Origin of the sequence: Burkholderia sp. Ax-1724, assembly GCF_011752995.1 — a bacterium.
Lineage (GTDB): Bacteria > Pseudomonadota > Gammaproteobacteria > Burkholderiales > Burkholderiaceae > Paraburkholderia.
Genome location: NZ_VWWL01000018.1, coordinates 126,041 through 152,094 on the forward strand (window position 1 = coordinate 126,041; position 26,054 = coordinate 152,094).

A 26,054-nucleotide genomic window follows, 5' to 3' on the forward strand; every position below is an offset into this window, starting at 1 on the left:
GTACAGGAGCGATGTCAGTCGGAGTCGTCGGAGTAAAGGCCCTAATAGGTAATTTGCCCTAGCATGAATGCCAGGGCAGCCATATTCTGTAGGCCTTCGTTGACGCCTGCCATTGTCAAAGCTGCTGGAGCGCTTCGAATCGCCATGCCGATCAAATCTGGTTTGGCGACTCCCATCAAAAGCAAGGCTCGGCTGATCCCTTGCATCATTAACGATCCGTTGCCGCCCAGCAGATATCCTCCTGCCCCTTCCAGATATACCGTTCCACCCTCGAGGCTCCGCGGGTCCTTCAAATCCACCCCTTTGAAGCTTTCGGTTAGAAAAAGTTTTCCATAGCTTTTGAAATTGGACGTAGCCGCCGATCCACTCAATTCATCTCCTTTGACAATAATCTTGGGGAGCGCCAGTTTCGGAATACGCAGAAGTGACGTTAGCGCCCATGAAAGCGAGGGGCCGAACGCACTAAAAAAATATCGATGTCTATTCCCTTCGAGATCATCGAGAACAAATATTCCACCTTCGGTGGAAAACATACCGTAGCCAGCCCCACCGCCGGCACTCGTATCAAATGTCCAACCACTTTTTCTCAATATCTTCATCTGATACTTACTCGCTCAAATCTCAAGTCTCTTACTCCACCAATCAAAAACATGGCCGCGAGAAAGAGCAAGAAGAAAAACCATATCCAGATATCGATGATGCTGTCGATTACCACAGATGCCCGGGGAGCATCAGCGCAATAGCGAATCCTTAATTTCTGGCCAATTTCTACTGCCTGCCATGAACTGGCAGGCAAGCGGTAATGCTGTCCATTGGTGGCATCGAATTCTATTTGAGGGTGATGGTTACCCGCATTCAGACGGGCTACTCTGGCTATACCAACAGCAGAGGTTCGGTAAAAAACCATCGTGTTTAAACCAACAAGCGCCGCCATAATCAACAAGACGCCGCCAATTGCCAGTGCGACGTAGTTATAAGACCTTTTCATTGTTCACGATTCTCTCTGATATCAAAGCTGGCGGTAACGGTACCAGCACTGCCGCCCGACTGAGACTGGATCTTATATTCCTGCTTTACGCGAGCGAAGGAAAGGGTGACACTTTCGTGGTAGTTGTAATCGAAAACAATCGGCTCAACAGCTGTAATAAGAACATCCCCCATTGTGATTGTCAGAAAGTCGAGCGGCTGTCCTCCGGATTTTCGTACCGACAGAGTAGCTTCGGGGATACGACGGCCGGTGAGACAATCACGCATCAGATTGGGGCTGGCGCGATCGATTTGGTGAACGAATTGCAGATCATTGATCGTAGCTTTGCCCATGCCACCACCTGAGCCGGAGACCATCGAAGATGACTGGGCCATCTTCCAGTGCCAGCTAATGAGTTCGATTTCACCTTTATGAATGACATCCTGCGATTCGCCTGCCATGCCGCCAATCTTTAAAAAAATATCGGCCATGCAAAAATCTCCGTACGCGTTGTTCAATTTATCTTCTCTTTCACCCAATACGGACCGAAAAGGTCTATAGCTCAAAAAAAGTGCCGAACCATGCTACCAAGGGCGATTTGAATATTTTTTTCGGGATAGAGTGGTGAGCGCATAGGAATGCGTTGTTTGCGTGGTCGTTCACAACCCTCGTGGCTGAAAAGCCTTGTGTGGACGGGGATCACAATGTCACTGCGCCGCTCATGGCGCGCAAGATGACTCGGCGCTGGCACCTGCTTATTCGTGAAACAGTGTCAAAACTCGCGTGACGTTACAGCGCGTAGACGCGGAGTCGTGAACATGAGTGGCGAACATATCGGGCATGAGCGAAAGAGCCGGGTCGTCGAGAGTCCCGTTGACTACCCATGCCGATCCCCATCGTCCCCCACACTCGACAGCGGCGCCGCCACCTGTTCGAGCGATTTACGCTCCGCATCCACTCCCCAGATCGCCGCGACGATCGCCGCCGCCAGCATCAGCGCCGAGCCGACCAGATAGCCGAAAAACACTTCGCCGCGCTGGTGCGTATCGATCAGCCGGCCGAAAAACGCTGGCCCGACAATGCCGCCGAGCGCCGTGCCGAACGCATAGAACACCGCGATCGCGAGCGCGCGGATTTCGAGCGGAAACGATTCGCTCACCGTCAGATACGCCGAACTCGCGGCCGCCGACGCGAAGAAGAAAATCACCATCCACGCGACCGTCTGCGTGACGACGGTGAGCAGTTGCCGCTCGAACAGGTAACCGGAGAGCGTCAACAGGATCGCCGACAGCGCATAGGTCGTCGCGATCATCTTGCGCCGGCCGATCACGTCGAAGAGCCGGCCGAGCACGATCGGTCCGAGGAAATTGCCGAGCGCGAACGGCAGCAGATACCAGCCGATATGGCCGCCCGGCACGCCATAGAAATCGGTCAGCACGAGCGCGTAGGTGAAAAAAATCGCGTTGTAGAAGAACGCCTGCGCGGTCATCAGCGTGAGGCCGACCAGCGCACGACGTCGATGCACGTTAAAGAGCGTATGGAACACCTCGCGCAATGGCGTATGGTCGCGAGCGCGCAGCCGCAGCCGCGTGAGGCTGTCGTCGGCGAGCGTGTGGCCTTCGTTGCGAAAGCGCGTCTCGATGCCGGCGACGATCTCCCGCGCATCGCGTTCGCCGCCGTGCGTGAGTAGCCAGCGCGGACTTTCGGGCACCCAGACGCGCATCGGCAGGATCGCGAGCGCGAGCACCGCGCCGATGAAGAAGCAGGCGCGCCAGCCCCAATCGGCCGGCAGTAGGTGCGGGTCGAGCAGCACCAGCGAGCCCGCCGCGCCGAGTCCGGCGCCGACCCAGAACGTGCCGTTGATGCCGAGGTCGGTCCAGCCGCGCACGCGCGCCGGCGTGAATTCCTGGATCGTCGAATTGATCGCCGTGTATTCGCCGCCGATGCCCGCACCGGTCAGGAAGCGAAACAGCATGAAGCTCGCGAGATTCCACGACAGCGCGGTGGCCGCGGTCGCGGCCAGATACAGCGTGAGCGTGATGAAAAAGAGCTTGCGGCGGCCGAGCCGGTCGGTCAGCCAGCCGAAGCCGAGCGCGCCGAGCACCGCGCCGGCAATGTACGCGCTGCCGGCGAGGCCGACGTCGGCATTCGAGAAGCGCAGCGCCGGGCTCGTTTTCAGCGCGCTCGCGACCGCGCCGGCCAGCGTCACTTCGAGGCCGTCGAGCAGCCACGTCACGCCGAGCGCCGCTACGATCAGCGTATGAAAGCGGCCCCACGGCAGGCGGTCGAGCCGCGAGGGCAGATCGGTCTCGATGAGCGTGGCGTTTTTCTCGTCGATGGCGGCGGTGGGCGGCGCGCTCATTGCTCGAAGTCTCCGTGATGGCGAATTCTGGTGGTGTATCCTGCCCGAAGAAGCAATATCTGTTCCGTGTGTTTTTGCCCGCTTTCGTTCGCTCTGGTTCGGCTCGCGTTTTGCGATGTCCCGACCACCGCGGATACCTCAGTTGATACTGGCCGAGTTTTCGTGATACAAAGCCGCTCCCCTTTCTGTCCGCGCCAGCCGTGAGCGGCGATTCCTGCCATGAACTATTGCGCGATTGACTTCGGTACTTCCAACTCGGCCGTCGCGATTTCCGATGGTGTGCAGCTAAGGCTCGCGCCGGTCGAGGGCGCCTACACAACGCTGCCGACCTCGGTCTTTTTCAATACCGACGAAAACACCAGCGAATTCGGGCGCGCGGCGCTCGCGGCCTACATCGACGGTTTCGATGGCCGTCTGATGCGCTCGATGAAAAGCATTCTCGGCTCGCCGCTCGCCGAGAATTCGACCGATCTCGGCGACGGCTCCGCGATCAAATATACGGACGTGATCGCGATTTTCCTGAATCACCTGAAGCGCTCGGCCGAAACGAGCGCCGGCGAGGCGATCGACCGCGCGGTGCTGGGCCGTCCGGTGTTTTTCGTCGACGACGACCCGCGCGCCGACCAGATGGCACAGCAGCAGCTCGAAGCCGCAGCTCGCACGGTCGGTTTGCGCGAGATTCATTTCCAGTATGAGCCGATCGCCGCCGCGTTCGACTACGAATCGCATCTGACGGAAGAGGGGCTCGTGCTCGTGGCCGACATCGGCGGCGGTACGTCGGACTTTTCGCTCGTGCGCGTCGGGCCGCAGCGGATGAAGCGCGTCGAGCGCAAGGACGACGTGCTGGCTCATCACGGCGTGCACGTCGCGGGCACGGACTTCGACCGCCGCGTCGAACTCTCGACGATCCTGCGCGAACTCGGCTATCAGTCGCTCGATCCGGAAGGCCGCGAAATTCCGAACCGGATCTATTTCGATCTCGCGACCTGGCATCTGATCAACACCGTGTACACACCGAAGCGCGTCAGCGAGCTGGCGCTGATGCGGCATCTTTTCAGCGACGCAAGGCATCACGACCGGCTGATGCGCGTCGTCGAGCAGCGCTTTGGCCATGCGCTCGCCGCGCATGCGGAGGAGGCGAAAATCGGCGTCGCGGCGGGCGGCGAGACCGTGATCGATCTCGAGGAAGTGGAAGACGACCTGCGCCTCGCGTTCGACGAAGCGCAGCTCATCAAGGCCGGCGATGACGAAACGCGGCGCATCGTGCAGGCGGCGCGCGATACGGTCCAGGCGGCCGGCGTCGCGGCGCGCGATGTCGACGCGGTCTACTTCACGGGCGGCTCGACGGGCCTCGCGTTTTTGTCGGGCGCGCTGGCCGCGGCATTTCCGGATGCGAAAGCGGTGTTCGGCGACCGGCTCGCGAGTGTGGCGACCGGCCTCGGCATTCATGCCCGGCGCGTGTTTGGATAATCTCGAATAATCGTCAAATAAACCGTAGCGGATTGCGAAGTTAATCCGCGCATTCAATTTGTGACGGATAATAAAAAACCCCGCCGAAGCGGGGTTTGGGGTGCGTCCAGAATGAAGCGCGGAGCTTACACCGGCTTGATGTTAGCCGCTTGCTTGCCCTTCGGGCCCGTCTTCACTTCAAACGTCACCTTCTGGTTTTCTTGCAGCGTCTTGAAGCCTTCCGTGCGGATTTCCGAGAAATGCGCGAACAGATCTTCGCCGCCGCCGTCCGGCGTGATGAAGCCAAAGCCCTTTGCGTCATTGAACCACTTGACGGTACCGGTTTCCATATTACTTTTTCCTAAAAATGGTAAATAAGGCCGAAGCCCGGGGGTGCATGAAAATCAAGGAAGGGGTAATGGGACCAACCGGAGTACCGTTGATGGGCGACCTACGAAAGAACCACTTCACTCGCCACTTGAAATCCTGCTCCAACTTTATACGGCGATTTCGCCAAAAGGTCAACAGTCTGTGAGACTCTCGGCCATACTTTGACAGACTTGGTCGTAAATTTCTTACAAAGCTTGCGTATCTGGACATCTTTTTGCTAGGGAGAACCCTTGATTTCGCTGCAGTAATACGGTGCAACCGTTAAACTACGCGCCGCGCGTCGGTTGCACCTGATTTGCCTCTTTCGACGCGCATTCATGCGTGTCACCCGTTCCCAGCGCCACAAGCGATGTCACGCGGTGCCGGCATGGTTCTGATTTAGGAGAAGACGTGAAAAGTTCTATACAACGGAACATCGGGCCATTCGCACTGATGCTGACCGGTTTGGGCTCGATTATCGGATCGGGCTGGCTGTTTGGCGCGTGGAAGGCCGCAAAGATTGCCGGTCCGGCCGCTATCTGCGCCTGGATCATCGGGGCGGTTGTGATTCTTGCGATTGCGCTGACCTACGCGGAACTCGGCGCGATGTTTCCGGAATCTGGCGGGATGGTGCGCTACGCGCGCTACTCGCACGGGGCGCTGGTCGGTTTCATCAGCGCGTGGGCCAACTGGATCGCGATCGTATCGGTGATTCCGATCGAGGCCGAGGCGTCCATTCAATACATGAGCACGTGGCCCTACGACTGGGCTCATGCGCTGTTCGTCAACGGATCGTTGACCACGAACGGCTTGCTGCTGTCCGCCGGGCTCGTGATCATCTACTTCCTGCTGAACTATTGGGGCGTGAAGCTGTTCGCGCGCGCCAATACGGCGATCACGATCTTCAAGTTCATCATTCCCGGCGCCACGATCCTCGGGCTGATGCTGACCGGCGTCCACACCGAGAACTTCGGGCAGACCACCGCGTTTGCGCCGTACGGCTGGTCGGCGGTGCTGACCGCCGTCGCGACGAGCGGCATCGTGTTCGCGTTCAACGGCTTCCAGAGTCCGATCAACCTCGCCGGCGAAGCGCGCAATCCGGCGAAGAGCGTGCCGTTCGCGGTGATCGGCTCGATCCTGCTCGCGCTCGTGATCTACGTGCTGCTGCAGATCGCCTACATTGGCTCGGTGAACCCGGCTGACGTGATGAAGGGCTGGAGCCACTTCAGCTTCGCGTCGCCGTTCGCGGAACTGGCGATCGCGCTGAACCTGAACTGGCTCGCGATCCTGCTGTACGTCGATGCGTTCGTGAGCCCGAGCGGCACCGGTACGACCTATATGGCGACCACGACGCGCATGATCTACGCCATGGAGCGCAACAACACGATGCCGAAGATCTTCGGCCAGGTGCATCCGTTCTATGGCGTGCCGCGTCCGGCGATGTGGTTCAACCTGTTCGTGTCGTTCATCTTCCTGTTCTTCTTCCGCGGCTGGAGCTCGCTCGCGGCGGTGATCTCGGTCGCGACCGTGATCTCCTACCTGACCGGCCCGATCAGCCTGATGGCGCTGCGCCGCGCCGCGACCGATCTCGAGCGTCCGCTGAAGATCGCGGGCATGAAGGTGATCGCCCCGTTCGCGTTCGTCTGCGCCTCGCTGATCCTGTACTGGGCGAAGTGGCCGCTGACCGGCGAAATCATCCTGCTGATGGTCGTCGCGCTGCCGGTGTACTTCTACTTCCAGGCGAAGTCGGGCTTCGAGGGCTGGGGCCGCGATCTGAAGGCCGCATGGTGGCTGGTCGCGTATCTGCCGGTCATGGCGGTTCTGTCGCTGATCGGCAGCAAGGAGTTCGGCGGCTTCGGCGTCCTGCCGTACGGCTGGGACATGCTGGTCGTGATCGCCTTCTCGCTGGCGTTCTACTACTGGGGCGTCAATAGCGGCTATCGCTCGGAGTATCTCGACGAGCGCGAAGAGCACGACGAAGTGCTCGAAGGGATCGGCGCGCATTAAGCGCTGCGCTCCCGAGCTGCCGGACCGCAACCGCGGTCGGTCTGGTCCGGACGAAACAAAGCCCGCCTGAGTTGCTCAGGCGGGCTTTTTTGTTGACGCTGCGCGGCGGCGGGCGTGTTGGCGATCCGTTGCCGGTTGGGCCCGCGCGCGCCGAAGCCGGATCAGGCGGAGCCGAACACGTAGTTGGTCATCGCCAGCGAGCGCTGGTAAGTGCCGAGCGACTGGATCGCCAGCGAATAATCGTCGTCCGCGACGCCGAGTGCGGCGAAGACGGGCAGCAGATGCTCGTCGGTCGGGTGCATCAGCACCGCGTGCGGCGCCTGGCGGCGATAGTCGAGCAGCGCGTCGATGTCGCGTGCGGCGAGCTTCTCCTCGAACCAGCCGGTGAATTCAGCGACGCGCGGATCGGCATCTTCCGGACGCGCCGAAAAATCGGCGGCGCGCAAGTTATGCGTGATCTGGCCGGAGCCGATCACCATCACGCCTTCGTCCTTCAGCGCCCGCAGCGCGCGGCCGACGCGGAAATGATGTTCCGCGTTCAGATGCGGCTGGATCGACAGTTGCGCGATCGGCACGTCGGCATGCGGGAACATAAGCAGCATCGGCACCCATGCGCCGTGGTCGAGGCCGTGCGGCTGAACGTCGGCGGCGATACCGTTCGCACCGAGCAGCGCGGCGGCGCTGCGCGCGACGTCGGGCGCGCCCGACGTCGGGTACTGGATTTCGTACAACTGGCGCGGAAAGCCGTAGAAATCGTGGATGGTCTCGGGCGCCGTCGCGATGCTCGCGAGCGGCTGGGCGCTGCCCCAATGGGCGGACAGCATCAGCACGGCTTCGGGACGCGGCAGTTGCGCGCTCAGCGCGCCGAATTCCGCGGACGGCATCGACGGATCGATCGGCAACGTAGGCGCACCGTGGGACAGAAAAAGCGAAGGTAAACGGTTCATGGCGACAACGCGGCCTTGCGGTCGCGGCGTGGAGATTGAATTACCACGAATATAAGTCCGCACGGCTGCTTGATAAACGGGCCAAAGCGGATTTGATTGTGTCGCCGATGTTGTTAATCGTCCCGTGTCGCTGCCAGAGCCGCCAGAGGGCGCGGCACGTACGCCGGTGCTGCGAGACGCGGTGCCGGGCGTCAATCCTGTGCGTTGCGCAGCCCTTTCCAGGCAGGGGACAGCGCCGGGCCGAGCGCGAACAGATCGAGCACGCGCGCGACCGTGTGATCGACCATCTCGTCGATCGAAGCGGGTTGGTTATAAAAGGCGGGGAGCGGCGGAAAGATTACGCCGCCCATTTCGGTGACGGCCGTCATATTGCGCAGATGCGCGAGGTTGAACGGCGTTTCGCGCACGAGCAGCACGAGCCGGCGGCGTTCCTTCAGCGTGACGTCGGCGGCGCGCGTGACGAGGTTGTCGGAGAAACCGTGCGCGACGCTCGCGAGCGTCTTCATCGAGCAGGGGGCGACAATCATGCCGTCGGTCGCGAACGAGCCCGACGCGATGCTCGCGCCGATGTCGCGTACCGAATGGACGACATCCGCGAGCGGATGCACGTCTTCCTTGCCCAACTGGAGTTCGTGCTGGATGTTGAGCCATCCCGCGCTTGAAACCAGCAGATGGCTTTCGACGCCGCCAAGCCGGCGCAGCGTTTCAAGCAGCCGGACGCCGTAGATGGCGCCGGTCGCGCCGGTGATCGCGACGATCAGCCGGCGGGGCGCCGCAGCGCGTGTTTCCATGGCTTGCGGCGCCCGTGGGGAGCGAACGTCAGGCGGCCGCGAACAGCTGCTGCAGTTCGCCCGATTCATACATCTCCATCATGATGTCAGAGCCGCCGATGAATTCGCCCTTCACGTACAACTGCGGAATGGTCGGCCAGTTCGAGAACACCTTGATGCCCTGGCGGATTTCGTCGTCTTTGAGAACGTCGACGGTCTCGATTTCGCTGACGCCGCATGCCTTCAGGATCTGGATGGCACGGCCGGAAAAGCCGCACATCGGAAACTGGGCCGAGCCCTTCATGAAGAGGACGACGTTGTTGCCGTCGACGATTTGCTTGATGCGTTGTTGCGTATCCATGGCTGACCTTGCGGTTCCGATATGTGTAGGGAATAGGCTGAAATGATAGCGGATTTCGGTACGGTGAGCCGGGGCCGCATCGTCCGGCAGGGTTCGTGCGGCGGGCCGTGCGTGCGCGATTTCCTCTCCGCTGGCGCGCGGTCAGGCCGCTCCGCCGCGCCACGTGCCGCCGCTGATCCGCTCGATGCCGGCGAGGTCACGCTCCGAACGGACCGCTGCGAAACCCCGCGCGGCGAGCAGCGCGCGCACGGCTTCGGCCTGGTCGTAGCCGTGCTCGATCCACAGCACGCCGTCGGCGACGAGGCGGGCGGGCGCGCCGGCGACGATCGCGCGGATCGCGCTCAAGCCGTCCGCTTCGTCGGTGAGCGCGCCACGCGGCTCGAAACGCAGATCGCCTTGCTGCAGATGCGGGTCGCCGCTCGCGATATACGGCGGATTGCTGACGATCGCGTCAAAGCGCAGCGCCGCGTCGAGCGAGCCGTACCAGTCGCTTTGCAGAAACGTCACGGGGCCGCCCGGGCGATTGCCGTCGAGCAGACGCATACCGTTGCGCGAGGCCACTGCGAGCGCGTCGGCGGAGCGGTCGAGCGCCCAGAGCCGCGCGTCGGGCCGCGTTGCCGCGAGCGCCACCGCGATTGCGCCGGTGCCGGTGCCGAGATCGAGCACGCACGGCCGCGACCGGTGTTCCAGCGCCGCAAGCGTGGTTTCGACCAGCAGTTCGGTTTCGGGACGCGGGATCAGCACGTGCGGCGTGACGGCGAATTCGAGCCCGAAAAACTCGCGCGTGCCGACCAGTTGCGCGACCGGCTCGCCGGCCGCGCGGCGCGCTTCGAGCACGCGGTAACGCTCGACGCTCGCGGGATCGAGCGCTTCGTCGCCGCGCGTAATCAGCTGCGTTTGCCGCCAGCCGAGCACGTGCGTGAGCAGAATCCGCGCTTCGAGCCGCGGCAGCGGCGACGCGCGCAACAACGCGCCAGCCGTGGCGGGCGGCGTGAGGGGAGGCGAGGGGGCGTCGCTCATCGTCGAGGCTTCATTCAGTCATTCGGGCCGGCGCGGCGTCAGTCCGCGTCGCCGAGCGAGGCCAGCAGCTCGGCCTGATGCTCGCTGACGAGCGCCGCGATCAGTTCGCCGAGATCGCCGTCCATGATCGCATCGAGGCGATACAGCGTCAGGTTGATGCGGTGATCGGTGAGGCGTCCCTGCGGGAAGTTGTAGGTGCGAATCCGCTCCGAGCGGTCGCCCGAGCCGATCAGGTTCTTGCGCGTGGCCGCTTCCTTCGCCTGCTGCTCGTTGGCCTGCTTGTCCTTGATGCGCGCGGCGAGCACCTTCAGCGCGCGGTCCTTGTTCTTGTGCTGAGAGCGGTCGTCCTGACATTCGACGACGATGCCGGTCGGCAAGTGCGTGACGCGCACCGCCGAGTCGGTCTTGTTGATGTGCTGGCCGCCCGCGCCCGACGCGCGGAACGTGTCGATGCGCAGGTCGGCCGGATTGATTTCGACTTCGCCGATCTCGTCCGCCTCGGGCATCACCGCGACCGTGCAGGCCGACGTATGGATGCGGCCCTGCGTTTCGGTGGCCGGCACGCGTTGCACGCGATGTCCGCCCGACTCGAACTTGAGCTTCGAATACGCGGCCTCGCCGGCGATCCGCACGATCACTTCCTTGTAGCCGCCGAGGTCCGACTCGCTCGCCGACATCATCTCGACCTGCCAGCGATTGCGCTCGGCAAAGCGCAGATACATGCGCAAGAGGTCGCCCGCGAACAGCGCGGATTCGTCGCCGCCGGTGCCCGCGCGGATTTCGAGGAAGATGTTGCGGTCGTCGTTCGGGTCTTTCGGCAGCAGCATTTTCTGCAACTCGACGCCGAGTGTCTCCATGCGCTCGCGCGCGGCGCGGATTTCCTCTTCGGCGAAATCGCGCATCGAGGCATCGGCGAGCAGTTCCTGCGCGGTGGCCGCGTCGTTCTGCGCCTGGCGCCACAGCGCGTATTGCTCGACGACCGGCCCCAGCTCCGCGTGTTCGCGCGTGAGCTTGCGGTATTGGTCGAGGTTCGAGGTAATGTCGGCGCGGCTCAACAGGTCGTTCAGTTCGGCCAGCCGAGTGGTGAGCTGGTCGAGCTTGCGTTGCATGCTCGTTTTCATCGGGCGGGTAGCGGAGCGGGCTCCGGAAAGGAAGGCTGCCAGGGGCGGGCGAAGGCCCGGGACGGAGACGCGTGGCGAGCCACATGCTGTGTGGCGCGCACGATGCGGCGAGCGCCGCTAACGCTCCGAGGAGCCGGAATGTTTGTAGAAGCCGCTCATCAGCTCGATGAGCGTGTCGCGGTTGTCGCTGCTCGCGCGATTGAGCGCGTGCGTCGGACCGTGGATCAGCTTGTTGGTGAGCGCTTGCGACAGCGCTTCGAGCACGGCGGCCGGGTCGTCACCGCGCGCGAGCATTTTCTGCGCGCGCTCGACTTCCACGCGGCGCAGCGCGTCGGCCTGCGTGTGCATGTGGCGGATCACCGGCACGATGCTGCGTGCGTCGAGCCACTGCATGAAGTTCTGCACGCGCGTTTCGATGATCGACTCGGCCTGCGCGACCGCGGCTTGCCGCGACGCATTGCCTTCACGGACGATCGCGCCGAGGTCGTCGACGGTGTAGAGGAACACGTCTTCGAGCTGGCCGGCTTCGGGTTCGATGTCGCGCGGCACGGCGAGGTCGACCATGAAGATCGGACGGTGGCGGCGCGCTTTCACGGCGCGTTCGACCGCACCGAGGCCGATGATCGGCAGGGTGGACGCCGTGCACGACACGATGATGTCGAATTCGTGCATGCGCGCCGGCAGTTCCGACAGCGGAATCGCCCGGCCGTTGAAGCGTTCGGCGAGCCGCATGCCGCGCTCGGCGGTGCGGTTCGCGACGACGAGCTCGCGCGGATGCTGGGCGGCGAAGTGCGTCGCGCACAGCTCGATCATTTCGCCCGCGCCGATGAACAGCACGCGCTGATTCGCGATCTTGTCGAAAATGCGCTGCGCGAGCCGCACCGCGGCGGCAGCCATCGAGACCGACTGCGCGCCGATTTCGGTCGTGCTGCGCACTTCCTTCGCGACGGCGAAAGTGCGCTGGAACAACTGGTTCAGATAGGTGCCGAGCGCGCCGGCTTCGGACGCGGTGCGCACCGCGTCTTTCATCTGTCCGACGATCTGCGTTTCGCCGAGCACCATCGAGTCGAGCCCCGACGCGACGCGGAACGCATGCCGCACCGCTTCGGACTGCGGCAGTGCGTAGACGTGCGGCGCGAGTTCGTCGATCGGCAGGTTGTGGTATTTCGACAGCCACTGGATCGCGGCCTCGCGCGCGGCGAGGTCGTCGGTGACGCAATAGAGTTCGGTGCGATTGCAGGTGGACAGGATCGCCGCTTCCGGCGCATTGGGCGCCATGCGGCCCAGCCAGATGCCCTTGAAGGTGTCGAGGGCGGGCTTGATCTGTTCGAGCGGAAACGCCACGCGTTCGCGCAAGGCGACAGGCGCAGTGTGATGGTTGATTCCGATCGTTAGAAGCTGCATTTTGGGGAGCTATCGTTCAGCTCCATATTATAGCGTTTCCTCGATTTTCACATTCTGCACGCCGCATACCCCGCATGCGTCAGCCCGCGTCGGCCGCGTTTTCCAGCGGAACCGGGTCGAGCTGGTAGCCGTAACCATAGACCGGCACCAGCGAATAGCCCAGTTCGGGGCGCAACTGCAGCTTGGTGCGTACCCGCGACGCATGCGTGTCGACGGTGCGCGACTTGACGTCGCGGCTCCGTGTCCACACGGTTTCGAGGATGTGCGCGCGCGGCACCGGGCGCGCGAGGTTGCTGAACAGCAGCAGGGCGAGACGGAATTCCTTGGGCGTCAGGATGACGCTCAGATCGCGGAAGGTCACGGTAAAGCTGGCGGCGTCGAACGCATAGCCGCCGATGACGTTGCGCCGCCGGTTCGCCGGCCGCCGCAGGCCCGCGCGGCGTTGCAGCGCCTCGACGCGCGCCAGCATTTCGGGGCCGCGCACCGGCTTGCTCAGGCAGTCGTCGGCGCCGGCGTGCAGCGCGGCGACGATCTGGCTTTCGCGCGGCTCGGTGATCATCATCATGATGGGCAGGCCCGGCAGGATCGAGCGTGCGCGCGGGATCACGTCCTCGGCGCAATGGTCGCCGGCCCAGCTTTCGGTGATCAGAAGGTCGAAGTATTCGTCGCGGGCGCGCTGCAGGAACTTGGCGCTGGTGGTGAAGTGCTGGCACACATGGCCGCCGGCGAAGATGAGCCGGTCGACCAGTTTGGCGTGTTGCACGTCCGGTTCGATAAGGGCGATGCGCATGGCGCGGCGTCAGCCTGGCAACGGCGGGGAGTCCGATTTTTTCGTCACGCTGACAACTTGCCTAACCAAACCCCGACCCCTAAACTCAACCGCTATGCGGAAAGCGCCATGCTGAACTTCTATAGTTAACGAGGCAAAAATGCTAGCTTTGCCAGCTACTTTCGCCTATCAGATAAATCCGAAAATAATTTTGTCCCGCCAGGAAGGCCGCCTTCAGGCCCATTTTGAAGACCGCTTTGAAGCTCGGTTTGACGCTCGCTTCGAAGACTGTTTCGAAGGTCATCTGGAAACTCATTGGGAATTCCGTTCAGGAGCCTATTCCTGATGGGTTGGCCAGGTATCCTCGTGTTAGGCGTGGCGGTCGGCCTCGCGGGCTGGTGGCTGCATCCGCTGCGCCGCTCGAGCCGTGTCCGCTGGTGGATCGCGCTGCTGGCCGGCGTGCTCTGCACGAGCGTCGCGCGCATGGCCGGCAACGTGACAGGCTTCTTCCATGACGGCGATATGCTCGAATGGCCGGTGTGCACCGCCGTTGCGCTCATTGCCGTCGGCGTGACGGTCGGCCTCTTTGTGGACCGGACCCGCCGCCGATGAATGTGCTGACGAGTGCGCCGATGAACGCGTCGATGAACGCACCCATAGCCGCGCCGATCAATCCATCGATGAATCTTTGCAGGTAACACCATGAACGCTCGACTCCCCGAAACCTCTTCCATTCCCGAGCGCCTTGCGAGCCTGCGCGCCGCGATGGCGCGCGAAGGCCTCGCCGCTTACCTCGTGCCGTCCGCGGACCCGCACCTGTCCGAATATCTGCCGGGGCGCTGGCAGGGCCGCCAGTGGCTGTCGGGCTTCACCGGTTCGGCCGGCACGCTGATCGTGACTGCTGATTTCGCGGGCGTCTGGACCGACAGCCGCTACTGGGAGCAGGCGAGCGCACAACTGGCCGGCACCGGCGTCGAGCTGATGAAGATGACGGGCGGCCAGCAGACCTCGCCGCATTTCGAGTGGCTCGCGCAGAACGTCGCGAGCGGCGGCACGGTCGGCGTGGACGGCGCGGTGCTCGGCGTGGCCGCGGCGCGCGCGTTGAGCGCGGCGCTGAGCGCGCGGGGCGTGCAACTGCGCACCGACGCCGATCTGTTCGACGCGATCTGGGCGCAGCGTCCGTCGCTGCCGGCCGACGCCGTGTTCGAGCACGCCGCGCCGCAAGCGGGCGTCGCGCGCGCGGAGAAGCTCGCGCAGGTGCGCCGCGCGATGGCCGACAAAGGCGCGCAGTGGCACTTCATCTCGACGCTCGACGATCTCGCGTGGCTGCTGAATCTGCGCGGCACCGACGTCAGCTACAACCCGGTGTTCGTCGCGCATGCGCTGATCGGCACGGATCGCGTGTCGCTGTTCATCGCCGACGGCAAGGTTTCGCCGGCGCTCGCCGAGGTGCTCGCGCGCGACGGCATCGGCGTCGAGCCCTATGCGAATGCCGCGGCCGCGCTCGCCGTGCTGCCGGCCGGCAGCACGCTGCTGATCGACCCGCGCCGCATCACGTACGGCTCGCTGCAGGCGGTGCCGTCGTCGGTGACGGTGGTCGAGGCGGTCAACCCGTCCACGTTCCTGAAGTCGTGCAAGACCGCCGCCGATGCCGCCCACGTACGCGCGACGATGGAACAGGACGGCGCCGCGCTCGCCGAATTTTTCGCGTGGTTCGAAAGCGCATTGGGCCGCGAGCGCATCACCGAGCTGACCATCGACGAACGCCTGACGGCCGCCCGCGCGCGCCGTCCCGGTTTCGTGTCGCTGAGCTTTTCGACGATCGCCGGTTTCAACGCGAACGGCGCGATGCCGCACTATCGCGCGACCGAGGCGTCGCACGCGGTGATCGAGGGCGACGGCCTGCTGCTGATCGACTCGGGTGGCCAGTACCTGAGCGGCACGACCGACATCACGCGCGTGGTGCCGATCGGCACGCCGAGCGAGGCACAGCGGCGCGATTTCACGATCGTGCTCAAAGGCATGATCGCGTTGTCGCGCGCGCAATTCCCGCGCGGCATCCGCTCGCCGATGCTCGACGCGATCGCGCGCGCGCCGATCTGGGAAGCGGGTGCGGACTACGGCCACGGCACCGGCCACGGCGTCGGCTATTTCCTGAACGTGCACGAAGGTCCGCAGGTGATCTCGCACTACGCGCCCGCCGAGCCGTGGACCGCGATGGAAGAGGGCATGATTACGTCGAACGAGCCGGGTCTCTACCGGTCGGGCAAGTGGGGCGTGCGGATCGAAAATCTTGTGCTGAACGTGGCCGCCGAAAAAACCGAATTCGGCGATTTCCTCAAGTTCGAAACGCTGACGCTGTGCCCGATCGACACGCGCTGCATCGAACTCGCGCTGCTGCGCGACGACGAGCGCGCGTGGCTCAACGCGTATCACGAGACGGTGCGCGCGCGCCTGTCGCCGCATGTGACGGGCGACGCGAAAGCGTGGCTCGAACTGCGCACGCAGCCGATCTGAACGTAGCGAGACCCGAGCAAGACTCAAGCAAGACCCGAGCGAGGAGCCTGCATGGCGATCAAGGCAGTGGTGTTCGATTTTGGCGGCGTGCTGATCGACTGGAGTCCCGAGTATCTGTACCGCGAACTGATTCCCGACGAAGCCGAGCGCCGCTGGTTTCTCACGCACGTCTGCTCGATGGACTGGGTGATTCGCCAGGACGGCGGCCAGCCGATCGCCGAGGCGACGGCTGAACTGATCGCCAGGTTTCCCGGTCACGCGCCGCTGATCCGCGCGTTCTACGAGCGCTGGCACGAGATGGTGGCGGGCGTGCTCGCAGACGGCGTCGCGCTGATGGAAACGCTCGAAGCCGCCAACGTGCCGCTCTTCGGCCTCACCAACTGGTCGGCCGAGACTTTTCCGTACGCATGGGAGCACTACCCGGTGCTGCGGCGGTTTCGCGACATCGTCGTGTCGGGGCGGGTGAAGCTCGTGAAGCCCGACCCGGCAATCTTCGCGGAAATGCGCCGGCGCATCGACGCGCAACTGCCCGGCATCGAACCCGCCGAACTGGTCTTTATCGACGACAACCTCAAGAACGCCCAAGCCGCGAGCGCGCTCGGCTGGCACGGCGTGCATCACACGAGCGCCGCGCAAACCGGCGCGAAGCTGCGCGGGCTGGGGCTGCCGGTCTGAGCCGGACGTGCGGGCCTACTGCCCCAACAGGTTCTTCAACGCATTCCCGAGCCCCTTCACGGTCTCGCCCGCGCCCTTCGCGACACCCTCGACGCTCACGCCGAGAGCCTGCGCGAACCCGGCGCCGATGCGCGCGAGCAGGCCTTCGCGCACCGAGAACTTCGGATCGCGCAAATCGCCATCGAGCACGAAATGCAGCGAGACGTCGCCGTTGTGCGACTTCAGCGCGGCGACGGCGGCGCGCGTCGGAATCGACATGAAGGTGTCGAGCGGATTGTCGCTTTCCGCGAGTTGCAGATTGCGCACCGTCACGCTGCCGGGCGCATGCAGGCGATAGTCGCGCACCGTCGATTCCACCGTCAGGTCGATCGTGCCGCCCGTCACCTGAGCACGCGCGCCGGCCTTCTTCAGCAGATACGGATCGAGCAGCGCGATATCGACGCCTTGCAGCCTGCTCGTGGTCTGCGAATCGCGGCTTGCGATCCTGATCCAGCCGTCGAACGTGACCGTGCCCGTATGCACCGGACCTTTGAGCGAGCCCCGCACGCTCACGCTGGTCGGCTCGTTGAGCGACGGCAGATGCAGATTGTCGACGCTCGCATGGGCGTTGCTGACCGTCACCCTGAACGGTGGCGGCCCGACGGTCATGTCGTAGAAATGGAAGTTGCCCTGCTCGAAGCGGATGTGATCGACCTGCTTCTCGCGCGGAGTCGACGGCCCGGCGCCGTTGCCGGGTGGATTGCCACGGTTCAGCGATTCGCGCAGATTCGGCAGTAGCCTGAGCGAGCCGTCCTTCGTGCGCAGCACGGCGAGGTCGAAGCCGCGCACGACCACTTCGCGGATATGCATGCGCCGCGCGAGCAGATCGCGCAGATCGGGCGTGATGGTGATGTCGTCGGCGCGCAGCGGCTCGCCGGCGGGCCAGCCGGGCGGTGCCTTCAGCAGAACGTGGGAGAGGTGAACCGAGGTGAGGCCGACGTCGATGCGTTCGACGCTGCCGAGCGGGCCGAGCGCCGCGTTGATGCGAGTTCTGACTTCCTGTTGCGCGAACAGCAGCACGCCGATTGCGACGAGCATCAATGCCAGCAGCGTGCCGCCCACGATGACGATCCAGCGCTTGCCCTTCGACATCGCCATGCTTGTCTCCTCGTCACCGCGCGGCGCGGTATGGCTGTGAACGGTCCATGCGCACGCTGGGCGCATGGACCGGGGCGCGGGCAACTGGCGTGGTGCCGGCGTCGTGCTGGCGTCATGCGGCATGAGCCCCGCATGAACCGGCGTGATGCCGGTATGACGCCGACTTGGCGAACGATCGCCGTCACCGCACCTGTGCCAGCAATGCCCGTTCCGCGCCGGCAACCCTATCCGGCGTTCGCCGGACGGGCCATGCCACGCCACGTCACCTCACGTCACGTCACGTCACTCACCCGCCGTCCGCTCAGCGCGAGATCGGCTTGTAACGCAGACGCTTCGGCCGCGCGGCTTCTTCGCCGAGGCGCGCGCGCTTGTCCGCTTCGTACTCCTGGTAGTTGCCGTCGAAGAAGGTGATTTGCGAATCGCCTTCGAACGCGAGGATGTGCGTCGCGATGCGGTCGAGGAACCAGCGGTCGTGCGAGATCACGAGCACCGAGCCCGCGAATTCGAGCAGCGCGTCTTCGAGCGCGCGCAGCGTTTCGACGTCGAGGTCGTTCGACGGTTCGTCGAGCAGCAGCACGTTGCCGCCCGCGATCAGCGTCTTCGCCAGATGCAGACGGCCGCGCTCGCCGCCCGACAGATTGCCGACGACCTTCTGCTGGTCGCCGCCCTTGAAGTTGAAGCGGCCGATATACGCGCGCGACGGCGTTTCGTAGCGGCCGACCGTCAGCACGTCGGCGCCGCCCGAGATTTCCTCGAACACGGTCTTCGAGCCGTCGAGCGCGTCGCGGCTCTGGTCCACGTAGGCGAGCTTGACGGTCGGGCCCTGGACGATCTCGCCCGAATCCGGCTGCTCACGGCCCGTCAGCATGCGGAACAGCGTCGACTTGCCGGCGCCGTTCGGCCCGATGATGCCGACGATCGCGCCGGCCGGAATCTTGAAGCTGACGTTATCGAGCAGCAGTCGGTCGCCATACGACTTGCTGACGTTCTTGAACTCGATCACTTCATTGCCGAGACGGTCGCCGACCGGAATGAAGATTTCCTGCGTCTCGTTGCGCTTCTGGTATTCTTGGCTGTTCAGTTCCTCGAAGCGGGCAATACGCGCCTTCGACTTCGCCTGACGGCCCTTCGGGTTCTGGCGCACCCATTCGAGTTCCTTCTTGATCGCCTTCTGACGCGCCGATTCCGACGCTTCTTCCTGCTTCAGGCGCGCTTCCTTCTGATCGAGCCAGCTGCTGTAGTTGCCCTTCCACGGAATGCCGTGGCCGCGGTCGAGTTCGAGAATCCACTCGGCGGCATTGTCGAGGAAGTAGCGGTCGTGGGTGACGGCGACCACGGTGCCCGGGAAGCGCGTGAGGAACTGCTCGAGCCATTCGACCGATTCCGCGTCGAGGTGGTTGGTCGGCTCGTCGAGCAGCAGCATGTCCGGCTTTTCGAGCAGCAGCTTGCACAGCGCGACGCGGCGCTTTTCGCCGCCCGACAGATGTTCGATCTTCGCGTCCCACGCGGGCAGGCGCAGCGCGTCGGCGGCGATTTCGATCTGCTGCTCGGCGCTGCCGTCGCTCGTCGCGAGAATCGCCTCGTACTTCGCCTGCTCGGCGGCGAGCGCGTCGAAGTCGGCATCCGGCTCGGCGTAGGCCGCGTAGATTTCGTCGAGCTTCTTCTGCGCGTTGAAGACGTCGCCGAGACCTTCCTCGACCGCTTCACGCACGGTCTTCTGCGGATCGAGCTGCGGCTCCTGCGGCAGGTAGCCGATGTTCAGGTTCGGCATCGGCGTGGCTTCGCCCTCGATCTCGGTGTCGACGCCGGCCATGATGCGGATCAGCGTCGACTTGCCCGAGCCGTTCAGGCCGAGCAGGCCGATCTTCGCGCCGGGAAAGAACGACAGCGAGATGTCCTTGAGGATCTGGCGCTTGGGCGGCACGATCTTGCCGACCCGGTTCATGGTGAAAACGTATTGGGCCATTTGCTTGCAGTAGACGTTAACGACGCCGGCCGCGCGAGGGGCGGGCAGTCGAGGGTGGATGGGTAATCGGTGTGAGGGCCGGGCGGAACACCCGGCGCCGGCCGGCGCGGCGCCGGACTCGGACGACGCTGCCGCGCGCGGCGTGTGGTTCAGGTGGCATTGTACTTCGCGGCGGGGCTGGCAAGGCAGCGGGAATTCCAGTGGCAGACCGGTTCGCGCGGCGGGCCGGGCAGCGTCTTGCACGCCGTCTTGTACACCCTCTCGCGCGCCGTTCCGCCGATTCTCAGAGCCATTGCGCGACGCCGCCGTGCCGCGAGCAGGTGCCTCTGCGATGCTGGCTGAAACTGTAGCTGCCGTCGCGGCAACGCGCGGTCGCGCCTTCGGGCGCCCTGCCCGATAGCGAACGGACCGGCGCATGCACGGTGTTGCCGTCGCGATTCGTATAGGTGTGGTGGTTGCTGAGGTTCGATTCGTCGGGATTCGTGCCCGGCGCGACGTAGGCGAATGCCTGCGCTGCGCTCAACAGCAGCGCAGCGGTAATCACCGCATACGGGCGGAGGGCCCGGAGGGCGAGGCTTTTCATGATTCCCCGAAGCGTGGTGATGCGTTGTTGTTCGTTCTTTGTTCCGGCTGCGGCGCGAGCCGCTGGACGCCGTCATGGCATCCCGACATCGCTCAGTTTGCGCGCCGTCCGGTCTGCGGATCGAAGAAGTGCAGATGCTGCGCGGGCAGCACGACCTGCAGCGTCTCGCCCGCTGCCGGACGATGCGCATGCGGCAGCCGCGCAGTCACGTCGTGCTTGCCCCAACGGCCGTGCGCGAGATTGTCCGCGCCGAGCAGTTCGCAGGATTCGACCGTGAGCGGCGCGGTCGGCGCGTCGGCCGTACCCGGGCTCATGTGCTCGGGGCGAATGCCGAGCGTCCACTCGCGGCCCGTTGCCACTTCGCGGCCGATCGACGGCACGCCCGCGAGCGGCAGCTTCGGACCGTTGCCGGCGACCTCGAAGGTCGCGCCGTCGTCGGAGATGCGGCCGTCGAGCAGGTTCATCCCCGGCGAGCCGATGAAGCTCGCGACGAACACCGTGGCCGGCCGCTCGTAGACCTCGGTCGGCGCGCCGATCTGCTCGGCGTGGCCCTTGTTCATCACGATCACGCGTTGCGCCAGCGTCATCGCTTCGATCTGATCGTGCGTCACGTACAGGCTCGTGGTCTTGAGCCGCGCATGCAGACGCTGGATTTCGAGGCGCATCTGCACACGCAGACGCGCGTCGAGATTCGACAGCGGCTCGTCGAACAGAAACACGGCCGGCTCGCGCACGATCGCGCGGCCCATCGCGACGCGCTGCCGTTGCCCGCCCGACAGTTCGCGCGGCTTGCGTTGCAGCAGCGCGCCGAGTTCGAGAATCTGCGCGGCGGCTTCCACGCGCTTCGCGATCTGCGCACGATCGACACCGGCGATCTTCAGCGCATAGCCCATGTTTTCGGCCACGCTCATATGCGGATACAGCGCGTAGTTCTGGAACACCATCGCGATGTTGCGGTCCTTCGGCTCCAGTTCGTTGACGACCTTGCCGGCGATCGAAATGCGGCCGTCGGAGATGCGCTCGAGCCCCGCGACCATGCGCAGCAACGTCGATTTGCCGCAGCCGGACGGGCCGACCATCACGACGAATTCGCCGTCGGCCACGTCGACGTCGATGCCGTGCAACACGAACTGTTTGCCGTCGTAGGTTTTCTTCACGCCTTGCAGAGTCAGTGCAGCCATGCTGTTCCAGCCTTTGAGTTGCTTGCCGCGCGTTGCCTTTCTGCGCCGTTCGACGGGCGGCGCGCGGGGGGTTTTCTATGCGGCGCATAACGACGCCTCGCGGCGCGGCCCGCCGTGCCGCGCCGTGTCGATCACTTCTCCGAATCGACGAGGCCGCGCACGAACCAGCGCTGCATCGTCAGCACGACGACGAGCGGCGGCAGCATCGCGAGCAGCGTGGCCGTCATCACCAGATGCCATTCGGTCGCGGTATCGCCCGAGGCGATCATGCCCTTGATGCCGATCACGGCGGTCATCAGCGACTGCTGGCTCGTGATCAGGATCGGCCACAGATACTGGTTCCAGCCGTAGATGAAGGTGATCACGAAGAGCGCGGCCATCGTGGTGCGCGACAGCGGCAGCACAACGTCCCAGAAGAAACGCAGCGCGCCCGCGCCGTCGATGCGCGCGGCTTCCATCAGCTCGTCCGGCAGCGTCTTGAAGAACTGGCGGAACAGGAACGTCGCGGTCGCCGAGGCGATCAGCGGCAGCGTCAGGCCGGTGTACGTATTGCTCAGATGCATCGACGAGACGACCTGCACGGTCGGGAAAATGCGCACTTCGACCGGCAGCATCAGCGTGACGAAAATCAGCCAGAACGCAGCAGTGCGAAACGGAAAGCGGAAATAGACGATCGCGTACGCGGAGATCATCGACACGGCGATCTTGCCGATCGCGATCACGAGCGCCATCACGAGGCTGTTGAGCAGCATGCGGTTGAACGGCGCGGCCGCGTTGCCGGTGCCCTGCGTCCAGATCGTGACGATGTTCTCGAACAGATGCGTGCCCGGCACGAGCGACAGCGGCACCGTGAACACTTCGTGCTCGCTCATGGTCGCCGCGCAGAACGCGACGTAGACCGGAAACACCACCAGCACGACGCCGACGATCAGCACCGCGTGGCAGAACAGGTCGAAACCGCGGCGGTTCTCGATCATGAGTATTGAACCCTGCGTTCGATGAAGCGGAATTGCACGACGGTCAGCGCCACGACGATGACCATCAGCACGACCGACTGCGCGCCCGAGCTGCCGATGTCGAGCCCCTGGAAGCCTTCGGCGAAGATCTTGTAGATCAGCGTGCGGGTCGCCTGGCCGGGGCCGCCGCCGGTCGCCGCGTCGATCACGGGGAAGGTGTCGAAGAACGCGTAGGTGATGTTGATCACCAGCAGAAAGAACGTGGTCGGCGACAGCAGCGGCAGCGCGATGCCGAAGAAGCGCCGCACGGGACCGGCGCCGTCGATCGCGGCCGCTTCGATCAGCGAGCGCGGAATCGCCTGCAGGCCCGCGTAGAAGAACAGGAAGTTATAGCTGACCTGCTGCCACACCGAGGCGAGCACGACGAGGAACATCGCCTGGCCGGGATTGAGCGCGTGATTCCACACGACGCCGTATTTCGCGAGCGCATAGGTGACGAGGCCGATGCTCGGGTTGAACAGGAACGACCACAGCACTGCGGCGATCGCGGGCGCGACCGCGTACGGCCAGATCAGCAGCGTCTGATAGGCCTTTTTGCCGCGCGTCACGCGATCGGCGCAGACCGCGAGCAGCAGCGAGATCACGAGGCCCGACACGGTGACGAGCGTGCAGAACACGATCGTCGTGTTGAACGAGGCCAGATACAGCGGATCGGCGAAAAGCTGTTTGAAGTTCGCGAGGCCGACGAACTCGCTCGACGTGCCGAACGCGTCCTGGCTTTGCGTCGATTGCCAGAGCGCAACGCCTGCGGGCCACAGGAAGAACACCAGCGTGATGAGCAGCTGCGGCGCGACGAGCAGGTAGGGCAGCGCGCTGGTGCCGAAGTAAGAGCGCTTTTCCATCGGGATTCCCAAGGGGGCTGCAATGGCGGCGGGTTGCGGCGCAGCGGCATCGCAACCCGCCTGCGGGCGATGCCCGGTCTAGTTGCCGGCCTTTTCGAAGCGGCGCAGCAGATCGTCGCCGCGCGCGACGGACGAGTCGAGCGCCTGTTGCGGCGTCTTCTTGCCTGCCCACACCTGTTCGAGTTCCTCGTCGATCACGGTGCGGATCTGCGGCATGTTGCCCAGACGCAGGCCCTTCGTGAACGGCAGCGGCGGCTTGTTCATCATCTGGCGGATCGCGGTGTCGCTGCCGGGGTTCTTCTCGTAGAAGCCCTGCTGGCGCGTCAGATCGTAGGCGGCGGTGGTGATCGGCAGATAGCCGGTGTCCTGATGCCACTTCGCGGTGACTTGCGGTGTGGCCAGATACGCGAGGAACTTCGCGACGCCCTTGTAGACGGCCGGGTCCTTGCCCGACAGCACCCACAGGCTCGCCCCGCCGATGATCGCGTTCTGCGGCGCGCCCTTCACGCTCTCGTCGTACGGCATCATGCCGGTGCCGAAGTTGAACTTCGCGTATTTCTTGATCGTGGCGAGCGAGCCCGACGAGTTCGTAATGATGCCGCAGTCGCCGCTATAGAACTTCGACACGGGTTCGTCCTTGCGGCCGACATAGGTGAACGAGCCGTCCTTCGCCATGTTCTGCAGGAACTGGATGTGCGCGACCTGCAGCGGCTTGTTGAATTCGAGCTGCGCGTCCATGCCGTCGAAGCCGTTGTTCTTCGACGCGAACGGCGCCGCATGCCACGCGCTGTAGTTCTCGAGCTGAATCCAGCTTTGCCAGCCCGACGAATAGCCGCACGACATGCCCGAGGCCTTCAGCTTCTGCGCGTCGGCGTGCAGTTCGGTCCAGGTCTTCGGCGGCTGGTTCGGATCGAGCCCGGCCTTCTTGAACGCATCCTTGTTGTAGTAGAGCACTGGCGTCGAGCTGTTGAACGGCATCGAGATCAGCTCGCCGGTTTTCGAGTCGCTGTAATAGCTCGCGATGGTCGGCACGAAGGCTTTCTGGTCGAGCGGCACGCCGGCGTCCTTGAAGACCTGCGTGACCGGGACGATGGCTTTCTTCGCCTGCATCATCGTCGCGGTGCCGACTTCGTAGACCTGCAGGATGGCCGGCGCGTTGCCGCTGCGATAGGCGGCGATGCCGGCGGCGAGGGTCTGGTCGTAGGAGCCCTTGAAGACGGGCACGATCTTGTAGTCGCTCTGCGATTTGTTGAAGTCGTTCGCGATGTCGTTCAGACGTTCGCCCAGCGCGGCTTCCATGGCATGCCAGAACTGGATTTCGGTCGCGGCGTGGGCCGCCTGGCTGAGGCCGACGCTTAACACGGCGGCGACGGAAAGTGAACGGAGCAACGGCTTGCAATTCATCGATTTGTCTCCTGTGTCGATCGGGGTCAGCGCTTTGACGCTGACTTCGATTCCATGACGGTATGCGGACGGGCGCGGACGCGAATCGCGCGATTCTATTTGGCTTCGATGACATTCCGGCGTCGGCGGCCAGGCGGCGTGGAAGCGCTTCTGGCGGGGGCCGGAAGCCGCAATGTAACACCGGCTGTCAGGAAACGGAAACAGGCGGGGCGAGGTGGTGGGCGGGGGATGGGGGATGCGGCGAAAGGCGGCGGCAATGAAAAAGCCCGCTTGGGGCGGGCTTTGGAGCAGGCTTTTCGGAAAGCTCATGCCGCGATGGAAAAGCGCGCGTGCTTTGCGCGCTCGCATTCTAGCTATTGCCAGGAAGCAGTTTTAGCAGGTGTGCGACAGGCTCTGCCAGTTGCAACATGCCGGTGGCGATTGTCACGGAGTTCGCCACATTGGCCAACGCGCTCGCGACTTTCTGCCCCAGTGCGGTGTCTTGCAGGACTCGACCGTAGGCCTCATCAAATGCAACGTTGCCGATGGCGGTGTTCGTTGCGTCAAGCACAGGAAATATACCCGTGATGAAATATTCGTCCAGGCACTCAATCAAGCGGCCCAGGTAACGGACGATAGTGAGCTTGACGTCGTCCGGTAGTTCATTGGACGAGACAATTTCCTTGCGGAGCTCCACCAGCTTGTCTCGCTGATCGCTAAGGCTGCTGATGTCAACTGCCTGAAGCTTCTCCCGCTCCTCCAGCAACGATGCGGTGAATCCGAGAGACACTATCGAATGGTCGTGTACGTGCGAAATGAAGCTGGCCCACTGCCCGTTCAGATTCTGCTGGGTGATGCCCGTCTTCAGTTGCAGGTGAAGCGTCTGGATGGATTGCAGATGCTTCGAAAACGAATCGTTGACGATATCAACGACCTCTCGCGAGAGGTAGAGTAGTTTCGCGATGCGAGCAAGCAGTTCGCCTTCATCCTCGGTCCTGAGAATTCTTCGCCACACTGACCGGCAATTTTCCCCGGCCGCGGTTTCTTTGCACTGTTTCAGAATCTCGTGCAGCCTATGCGCCGGGTTGTCTGCAATATTCTTGGTCATGGAAAGCGAGGATCGAACGAACGATTTCTTAGCGGCTGGTGATTATATGTGATGCCCTGCGACTGTTAGGGGCGACTGTTCCGAGATTCGACACGGACCT

26 protein-coding genes are annotated in these 26,054 nt (G+C 63.8%); 5 read left to right on the forward strand and 21 right to left on the reverse strand.

Going from position 1 to position 26,054, the window contains the following annotated elements:
- Positions 1 to 41 precede the first annotated feature (41 nt).
- The 4 genes from F3J19_RS21575 to F3J19_RS21590 all read right to left on the reverse strand — a co-directional run bounded on the left by F3J19_RS21575 (position 42) and on the right by F3J19_RS21590 (position 3,329).
- Positions 42 to 599, reverse strand: a complete 558-nt coding sequence (locus tag F3J19_RS21575; protein ID WP_167045688.1) for a hypothetical protein — start codon at positions 597 to 599, stop codon at positions 42 to 44.
- Positions 596 to 988, reverse strand: coding sequence for a DUF3592 domain-containing protein (locus F3J19_RS21580; protein WP_167045691.1), 393 nt, complete (start codon positions 986 to 988; stop codon positions 596 to 598). Before F3J19_RS21580 ends, F3J19_RS21575 begins: the two co-directional genes overlap by 4 nt.
- On the reverse strand, positions 985 to 1,458 hold the full coding sequence (locus F3J19_RS21585) for a type VI secretion system tube protein Hcp (protein ID WP_167045696.1): 474 nt from the start codon (positions 1,456 to 1,458) through the stop codon (positions 985 to 987). The genes F3J19_RS21580 and F3J19_RS21585 overlap by 4 nt, the downstream gene beginning before the upstream one ends.
- Positions 1,459 to 1,844: 386 nt before the next feature.
- The gene (locus F3J19_RS21590; protein WP_167045697.1) at positions 1,845 to 3,329 is read right to left on the reverse strand and encodes an MFS transporter; all 1,485 of its coding nucleotides are present in this window, start codon (positions 3,327 to 3,329) and stop codon (positions 1,845 to 1,847) included.
- Positions 3,330 to 3,548: 219 nt separating this feature from the next.
- On the opposite strand from F3J19_RS21590, the gene F3J19_RS21595 reads away from it, so the two are divergent.
- A complete protein-coding gene (locus F3J19_RS21595; protein WP_167045700.1) occupies positions 3,549 to 4,799 on the forward strand; it encodes an Hsp70 family protein in 1,251 nt (416 codons plus the stop codon).
- Between the two features lie 125 nt (positions 4,800 to 4,924).
- On the opposite strand, the gene F3J19_RS21600 is transcribed toward F3J19_RS21595, so the two are convergent.
- On the reverse strand, positions 4,925 to 5,128 hold the full coding sequence (locus F3J19_RS21600) for a cold-shock protein (protein WP_007180251.1): 204 nt from the start codon (positions 5,126 to 5,128) through the stop codon (positions 4,925 to 4,927).
- Between the two features lie 430 nt (positions 5,129 to 5,558).
- Between F3J19_RS21600 and F3J19_RS21605 the strand changes: the two genes are divergently transcribed.
- Positions 5,559 to 7,154, forward strand: a complete 1,596-nt coding sequence (locus tag F3J19_RS21605) for an APC family permease (protein WP_167045703.1) — start codon at positions 5,559 to 5,561, stop codon at positions 7,152 to 7,154.
- Positions 7,155 to 7,315: 161 nt separating this feature from the next.
- Here the strand turns inward: F3J19_RS21605 and F3J19_RS21610 are convergent, their stop codons facing one another.
- The 8 genes from F3J19_RS21610 to F3J19_RS21645 form a co-directional block, all read right to left on the reverse strand.
- Positions 7,316 to 8,101, reverse strand: a complete 786-nt coding sequence (locus tag F3J19_RS21610) for a class III extradiol ring-cleavage dioxygenase (protein ID WP_167045706.1) — start codon at positions 8,099 to 8,101, stop codon at positions 7,316 to 7,318.
- 191 nt (positions 8,102 to 8,292) lie between these two features.
- Positions 8,293 to 8,892 carry a UbiX family flavin prenyltransferase gene (locus F3J19_RS21615; RefSeq protein ID WP_167045709.1) on the reverse strand — a complete coding sequence of 200 codons (600 nt, stop codon included), beginning with the start codon at positions 8,890 to 8,892 and terminating at the stop codon, positions 8,293 to 8,295.
- A gap of 28 nt (positions 8,893 to 8,920) precedes the next feature.
- Entirely contained in the window at positions 8,921 to 9,232 is a 312-nt protein-coding gene (gene grxD, locus F3J19_RS21620) for a Grx4 family monothiol glutaredoxin (RefSeq protein WP_167045712.1), read from the reverse strand.
- 141 nt (positions 9,233 to 9,373) lie between these two features.
- A complete protein-coding gene (prmC, locus tag F3J19_RS21625) occupies positions 9,374 to 10,252 on the reverse strand; it encodes a peptide chain release factor N(5)-glutamine methyltransferase (protein WP_167045715.1) in 879 nt (292 codons plus the stop codon).
- Between the two features lie 38 nt (positions 10,253 to 10,290).
- Positions 10,291 to 11,373 (reverse strand): peptide chain release factor 1, encoded by a 1,083-nt coding sequence (gene prfA / locus F3J19_RS21630; protein ID WP_167045718.1) that lies wholly within the window; start codon positions 11,371 to 11,373, stop codon positions 10,291 to 10,293.
- Positions 11,374 to 11,490: 117 nt separating this feature from the next.
- Positions 11,491 to 12,777, reverse strand: coding sequence for a glutamyl-tRNA reductase (gene hemA / locus F3J19_RS21635; protein ID WP_167045721.1), 1,287 nt, complete (start codon positions 12,775 to 12,777; stop codon positions 11,491 to 11,493).
- A 79-nt stretch (positions 12,778 to 12,856) separates the two neighbouring features.
- Entirely contained in the window at positions 12,857 to 13,567 is a 711-nt protein-coding gene (locus F3J19_RS21640) for a response regulator transcription factor (RefSeq protein ID WP_167045725.1), read from the reverse strand.
- Between the two features lie 142 nt (positions 13,568 to 13,709).
- On the reverse strand, positions 13,710 to 13,850 hold the full coding sequence (locus tag F3J19_RS21645; protein ID WP_167045728.1) for a hypothetical protein: 141 nt from the start codon (positions 13,848 to 13,850) through the stop codon (positions 13,710 to 13,712).
- Positions 13,851 to 13,891: 41 nt separating this feature from the next.
- Between F3J19_RS21645 and F3J19_RS21650 the strand changes: the two genes are divergently transcribed.
- The 3 genes from F3J19_RS21650 (at position 13,892) to F3J19_RS21660 (ending at position 16,738) form a co-directional block, all read left to right on the forward strand.
- Positions 13,892 to 14,158: a hypothetical protein gene (locus F3J19_RS21650; protein WP_167045731.1), complete on the forward strand. Its 267-nt coding sequence runs from the start codon at positions 13,892 to 13,894 to the stop codon at positions 14,156 to 14,158.
- Positions 14,159 to 14,248: 90 nt separating this feature from the next.
- Positions 14,249 to 16,063 (forward strand): aminopeptidase P family protein, encoded by a 1,815-nt coding sequence (locus F3J19_RS21655; RefSeq protein ID WP_167045734.1) that lies wholly within the window; start codon positions 14,249 to 14,251, stop codon positions 16,061 to 16,063.
- A 51-nt stretch (positions 16,064 to 16,114) separates the two neighbouring features.
- Positions 16,115 to 16,738 carry an HAD family phosphatase gene (locus F3J19_RS21660; protein ID WP_167045737.1) on the forward strand — a complete coding sequence of 208 codons (624 nt, stop codon included), beginning with the start codon at positions 16,115 to 16,117 and terminating at the stop codon, positions 16,736 to 16,738.
- A gap of 15 nt (positions 16,739 to 16,753) precedes the next feature.
- On the opposite strand, the gene F3J19_RS21665 is transcribed toward F3J19_RS21660, so the two are convergent.
- The 8 genes from F3J19_RS21665 to F3J19_RS21700 form a co-directional block, all read right to left on the reverse strand.
- On the reverse strand, positions 16,754 to 17,875 hold the full coding sequence (locus F3J19_RS21665; protein ID WP_167045740.1) for a DUF748 domain-containing protein: 1,122 nt from the start codon (positions 17,873 to 17,875) through the stop codon (positions 16,754 to 16,756).
- Between the two features lie 301 nt (positions 17,876 to 18,176).
- Positions 18,177 to 19,841: an energy-dependent translational throttle protein EttA gene (ettA, locus tag F3J19_RS21670; RefSeq protein WP_167045743.1), complete on the reverse strand. Its 1,665-nt coding sequence runs from the start codon at positions 19,839 to 19,841 to the stop codon at positions 18,177 to 18,179.
- A gap of 283 nt (positions 19,842 to 20,124) precedes the next feature.
- The gene (locus tag F3J19_RS21675) at positions 20,125 to 20,424 is read right to left on the reverse strand and encodes a DUF3761 domain-containing protein (RefSeq protein WP_167045746.1); all 300 of its coding nucleotides are present in this window, start codon (positions 20,422 to 20,424) and stop codon (positions 20,125 to 20,127) included.
- 92 nt (positions 20,425 to 20,516) lie between these two features.
- Positions 20,517 to 21,605: a sn-glycerol-3-phosphate import ATP-binding protein UgpC gene (locus tag F3J19_RS21680; protein ID WP_167045749.1), complete on the reverse strand. Its 1,089-nt coding sequence runs from the start codon at positions 21,603 to 21,605 to the stop codon at positions 20,517 to 20,519.
- A gap of 131 nt (positions 21,606 to 21,736) precedes the next feature.
- Positions 21,737 to 22,582, reverse strand: a complete 846-nt coding sequence (gene ugpE, locus F3J19_RS21685) for a sn-glycerol-3-phosphate ABC transporter permease UgpE (RefSeq protein WP_167045752.1) — start codon at positions 22,580 to 22,582, stop codon at positions 21,737 to 21,739.
- On the reverse strand, positions 22,579 to 23,463 hold the full coding sequence (gene ugpA / locus F3J19_RS21690; protein WP_167045755.1) for a sn-glycerol-3-phosphate ABC transporter permease UgpA: 885 nt from the start codon (positions 23,461 to 23,463) through the stop codon (positions 22,579 to 22,581). Before ugpA ends, ugpE begins: the two co-directional genes overlap by 4 nt.
- Positions 23,464 to 23,541: 78 nt before the next feature.
- Entirely contained in the window at positions 23,542 to 24,867 is a 1,326-nt protein-coding gene (ugpB, locus tag F3J19_RS21695; RefSeq protein ID WP_167045758.1) for a sn-glycerol-3-phosphate ABC transporter substrate-binding protein UgpB, read from the reverse strand.
- 349 nt (positions 24,868 to 25,216) lie between these two features.
- Positions 25,217 to 25,954 carry a hypothetical protein gene (locus tag F3J19_RS21700; protein WP_167045761.1) on the reverse strand — a complete coding sequence of 246 codons (738 nt, stop codon included), beginning with the start codon at positions 25,952 to 25,954 and terminating at the stop codon, positions 25,217 to 25,219.
- Positions 25,955 to 26,054: the final 100 nt, after the last annotated feature.

Coding starts and splice junctions, on each gene's coding strand:
- grxD (WP_167045712.1), bottom strand. CDS start 9,232: ATGGATACGCAACAACGCATCAAGCAAATCGTCGACGGCAACAACGTC.
- F3J19_RS21600 (WP_007180251.1), bottom strand. CDS start 5,128: ATGGAAACCGGTACCGTCAAGTGGTTCAATGACGCAAAGGGCTTTGGC.
- prmC (WP_167045715.1), bottom strand. CDS start 10,252: ATGAGCGACGCCCCCTCGCCTCCCCTCACGCCGCCCGCCACGGCTGGC.
- ugpB (WP_167045758.1), bottom strand. CDS start 24,867: ATGAATTGCAAGCCGTTGCTCCGTTCACTTTCCGTCGCCGCCGTGTTA.
- F3J19_RS21660 (WP_167045737.1), top strand. CDS start 16,115: ATGGCGATCAAGGCAGTGGTGTTCGATTTTGGCGGCGTGCTGATCGAC.
- F3J19_RS21675 (WP_167045746.1), bottom strand. CDS start 20,424: ATGAAAAGCCTCGCCCTCCGGGCCCTCCGCCCGTATGCGGTGATTACC.
- F3J19_RS21645 (WP_167045728.1), bottom strand. CDS start 13,850: ATGACCTTCGAAACAGTCTTCGAAGCGAGCGTCAAACCGAGCTTCAAA.
- F3J19_RS21665 (WP_167045740.1), bottom strand. CDS start 17,875: ATGGCGATGTCGAAGGGCAAGCGCTGGATCGTCATCGTGGGCGGCACG.
- F3J19_RS21610 (WP_167045706.1), bottom strand. CDS start 8,101: ATGAACCGTTTACCTTCGCTTTTTCTGTCCCACGGTGCGCCTACGTTG.
- ugpA (WP_167045755.1), bottom strand. CDS start 23,463: ATGGAAAAGCGCTCTTACTTCGGCACCAGCGCGCTGCCCTACCTGCTC.
- hemA (WP_167045721.1), bottom strand. CDS start 12,777: ATGCAGCTTCTAACGATCGGAATCAACCATCACACTGCGCCTGTCGCC.
- ettA (WP_167045743.1), bottom strand. CDS start 19,841: ATGGCCCAATACGTTTTCACCATGAACCGGGTCGGCAAGATCGTGCCG.
- F3J19_RS21700 (WP_167045761.1), bottom strand. CDS start 25,954: ATGACCAAGAATATTGCAGACAACCCGGCGCATAGGCTGCACGAGATT.
- F3J19_RS21575 (WP_167045688.1), bottom strand. CDS start 599: ATGAAGATATTGAGAAAAAGTGGTTGGACATTTGATACGAGTGCCGGC.
- ugpE (WP_167045752.1), bottom strand. CDS start 22,582: ATGATCGAGAACCGCCGCGGTTTCGACCTGTTCTGCCACGCGGTGCTG.
- F3J19_RS21595 (WP_167045700.1), top strand. CDS start 3,549: ATGAACTATTGCGCGATTGACTTCGGTACTTCCAACTCGGCCGTCGCG.
- F3J19_RS21615 (WP_167045709.1), bottom strand. CDS start 8,892: ATGGAAACACGCGCTGCGGCGCCCCGCCGGCTGATCGTCGCGATCACC.
- F3J19_RS21680 (WP_167045749.1), bottom strand. CDS start 21,605: ATGGCTGCACTGACTCTGCAAGGCGTGAAGAAAACCTACGACGGCAAA.
- F3J19_RS21640 (WP_167045725.1), bottom strand. CDS start 13,567: ATGCGCATCGCCCTTATCGAACCGGACGTGCAACACGCCAAACTGGTC.
- F3J19_RS21585 (WP_167045696.1), bottom strand. CDS start 1,458: ATGGCCGATATTTTTTTAAAGATTGGCGGCATGGCAGGCGAATCGCAG.
- prfA (WP_167045718.1), bottom strand. CDS start 11,373: ATGAAAACGAGCATGCAACGCAAGCTCGACCAGCTCACCACTCGGCTG.
- F3J19_RS21655 (WP_167045734.1), top strand. CDS start 14,249: ATGAACGCTCGACTCCCCGAAACCTCTTCCATTCCCGAGCGCCTTGCG.
- F3J19_RS21650 (WP_167045731.1), top strand. CDS start 13,892: ATGGGTTGGCCAGGTATCCTCGTGTTAGGCGTGGCGGTCGGCCTCGCG.
- F3J19_RS21580 (WP_167045691.1), bottom strand. CDS start 988: ATGAAAAGGTCTTATAACTACGTCGCACTGGCAATTGGCGGCGTCTTG.
- F3J19_RS21590 (WP_167045697.1), bottom strand. CDS start 3,329: ATGAGCGCGCCGCCCACCGCCGCCATCGACGAGAAAAACGCCACGCTC.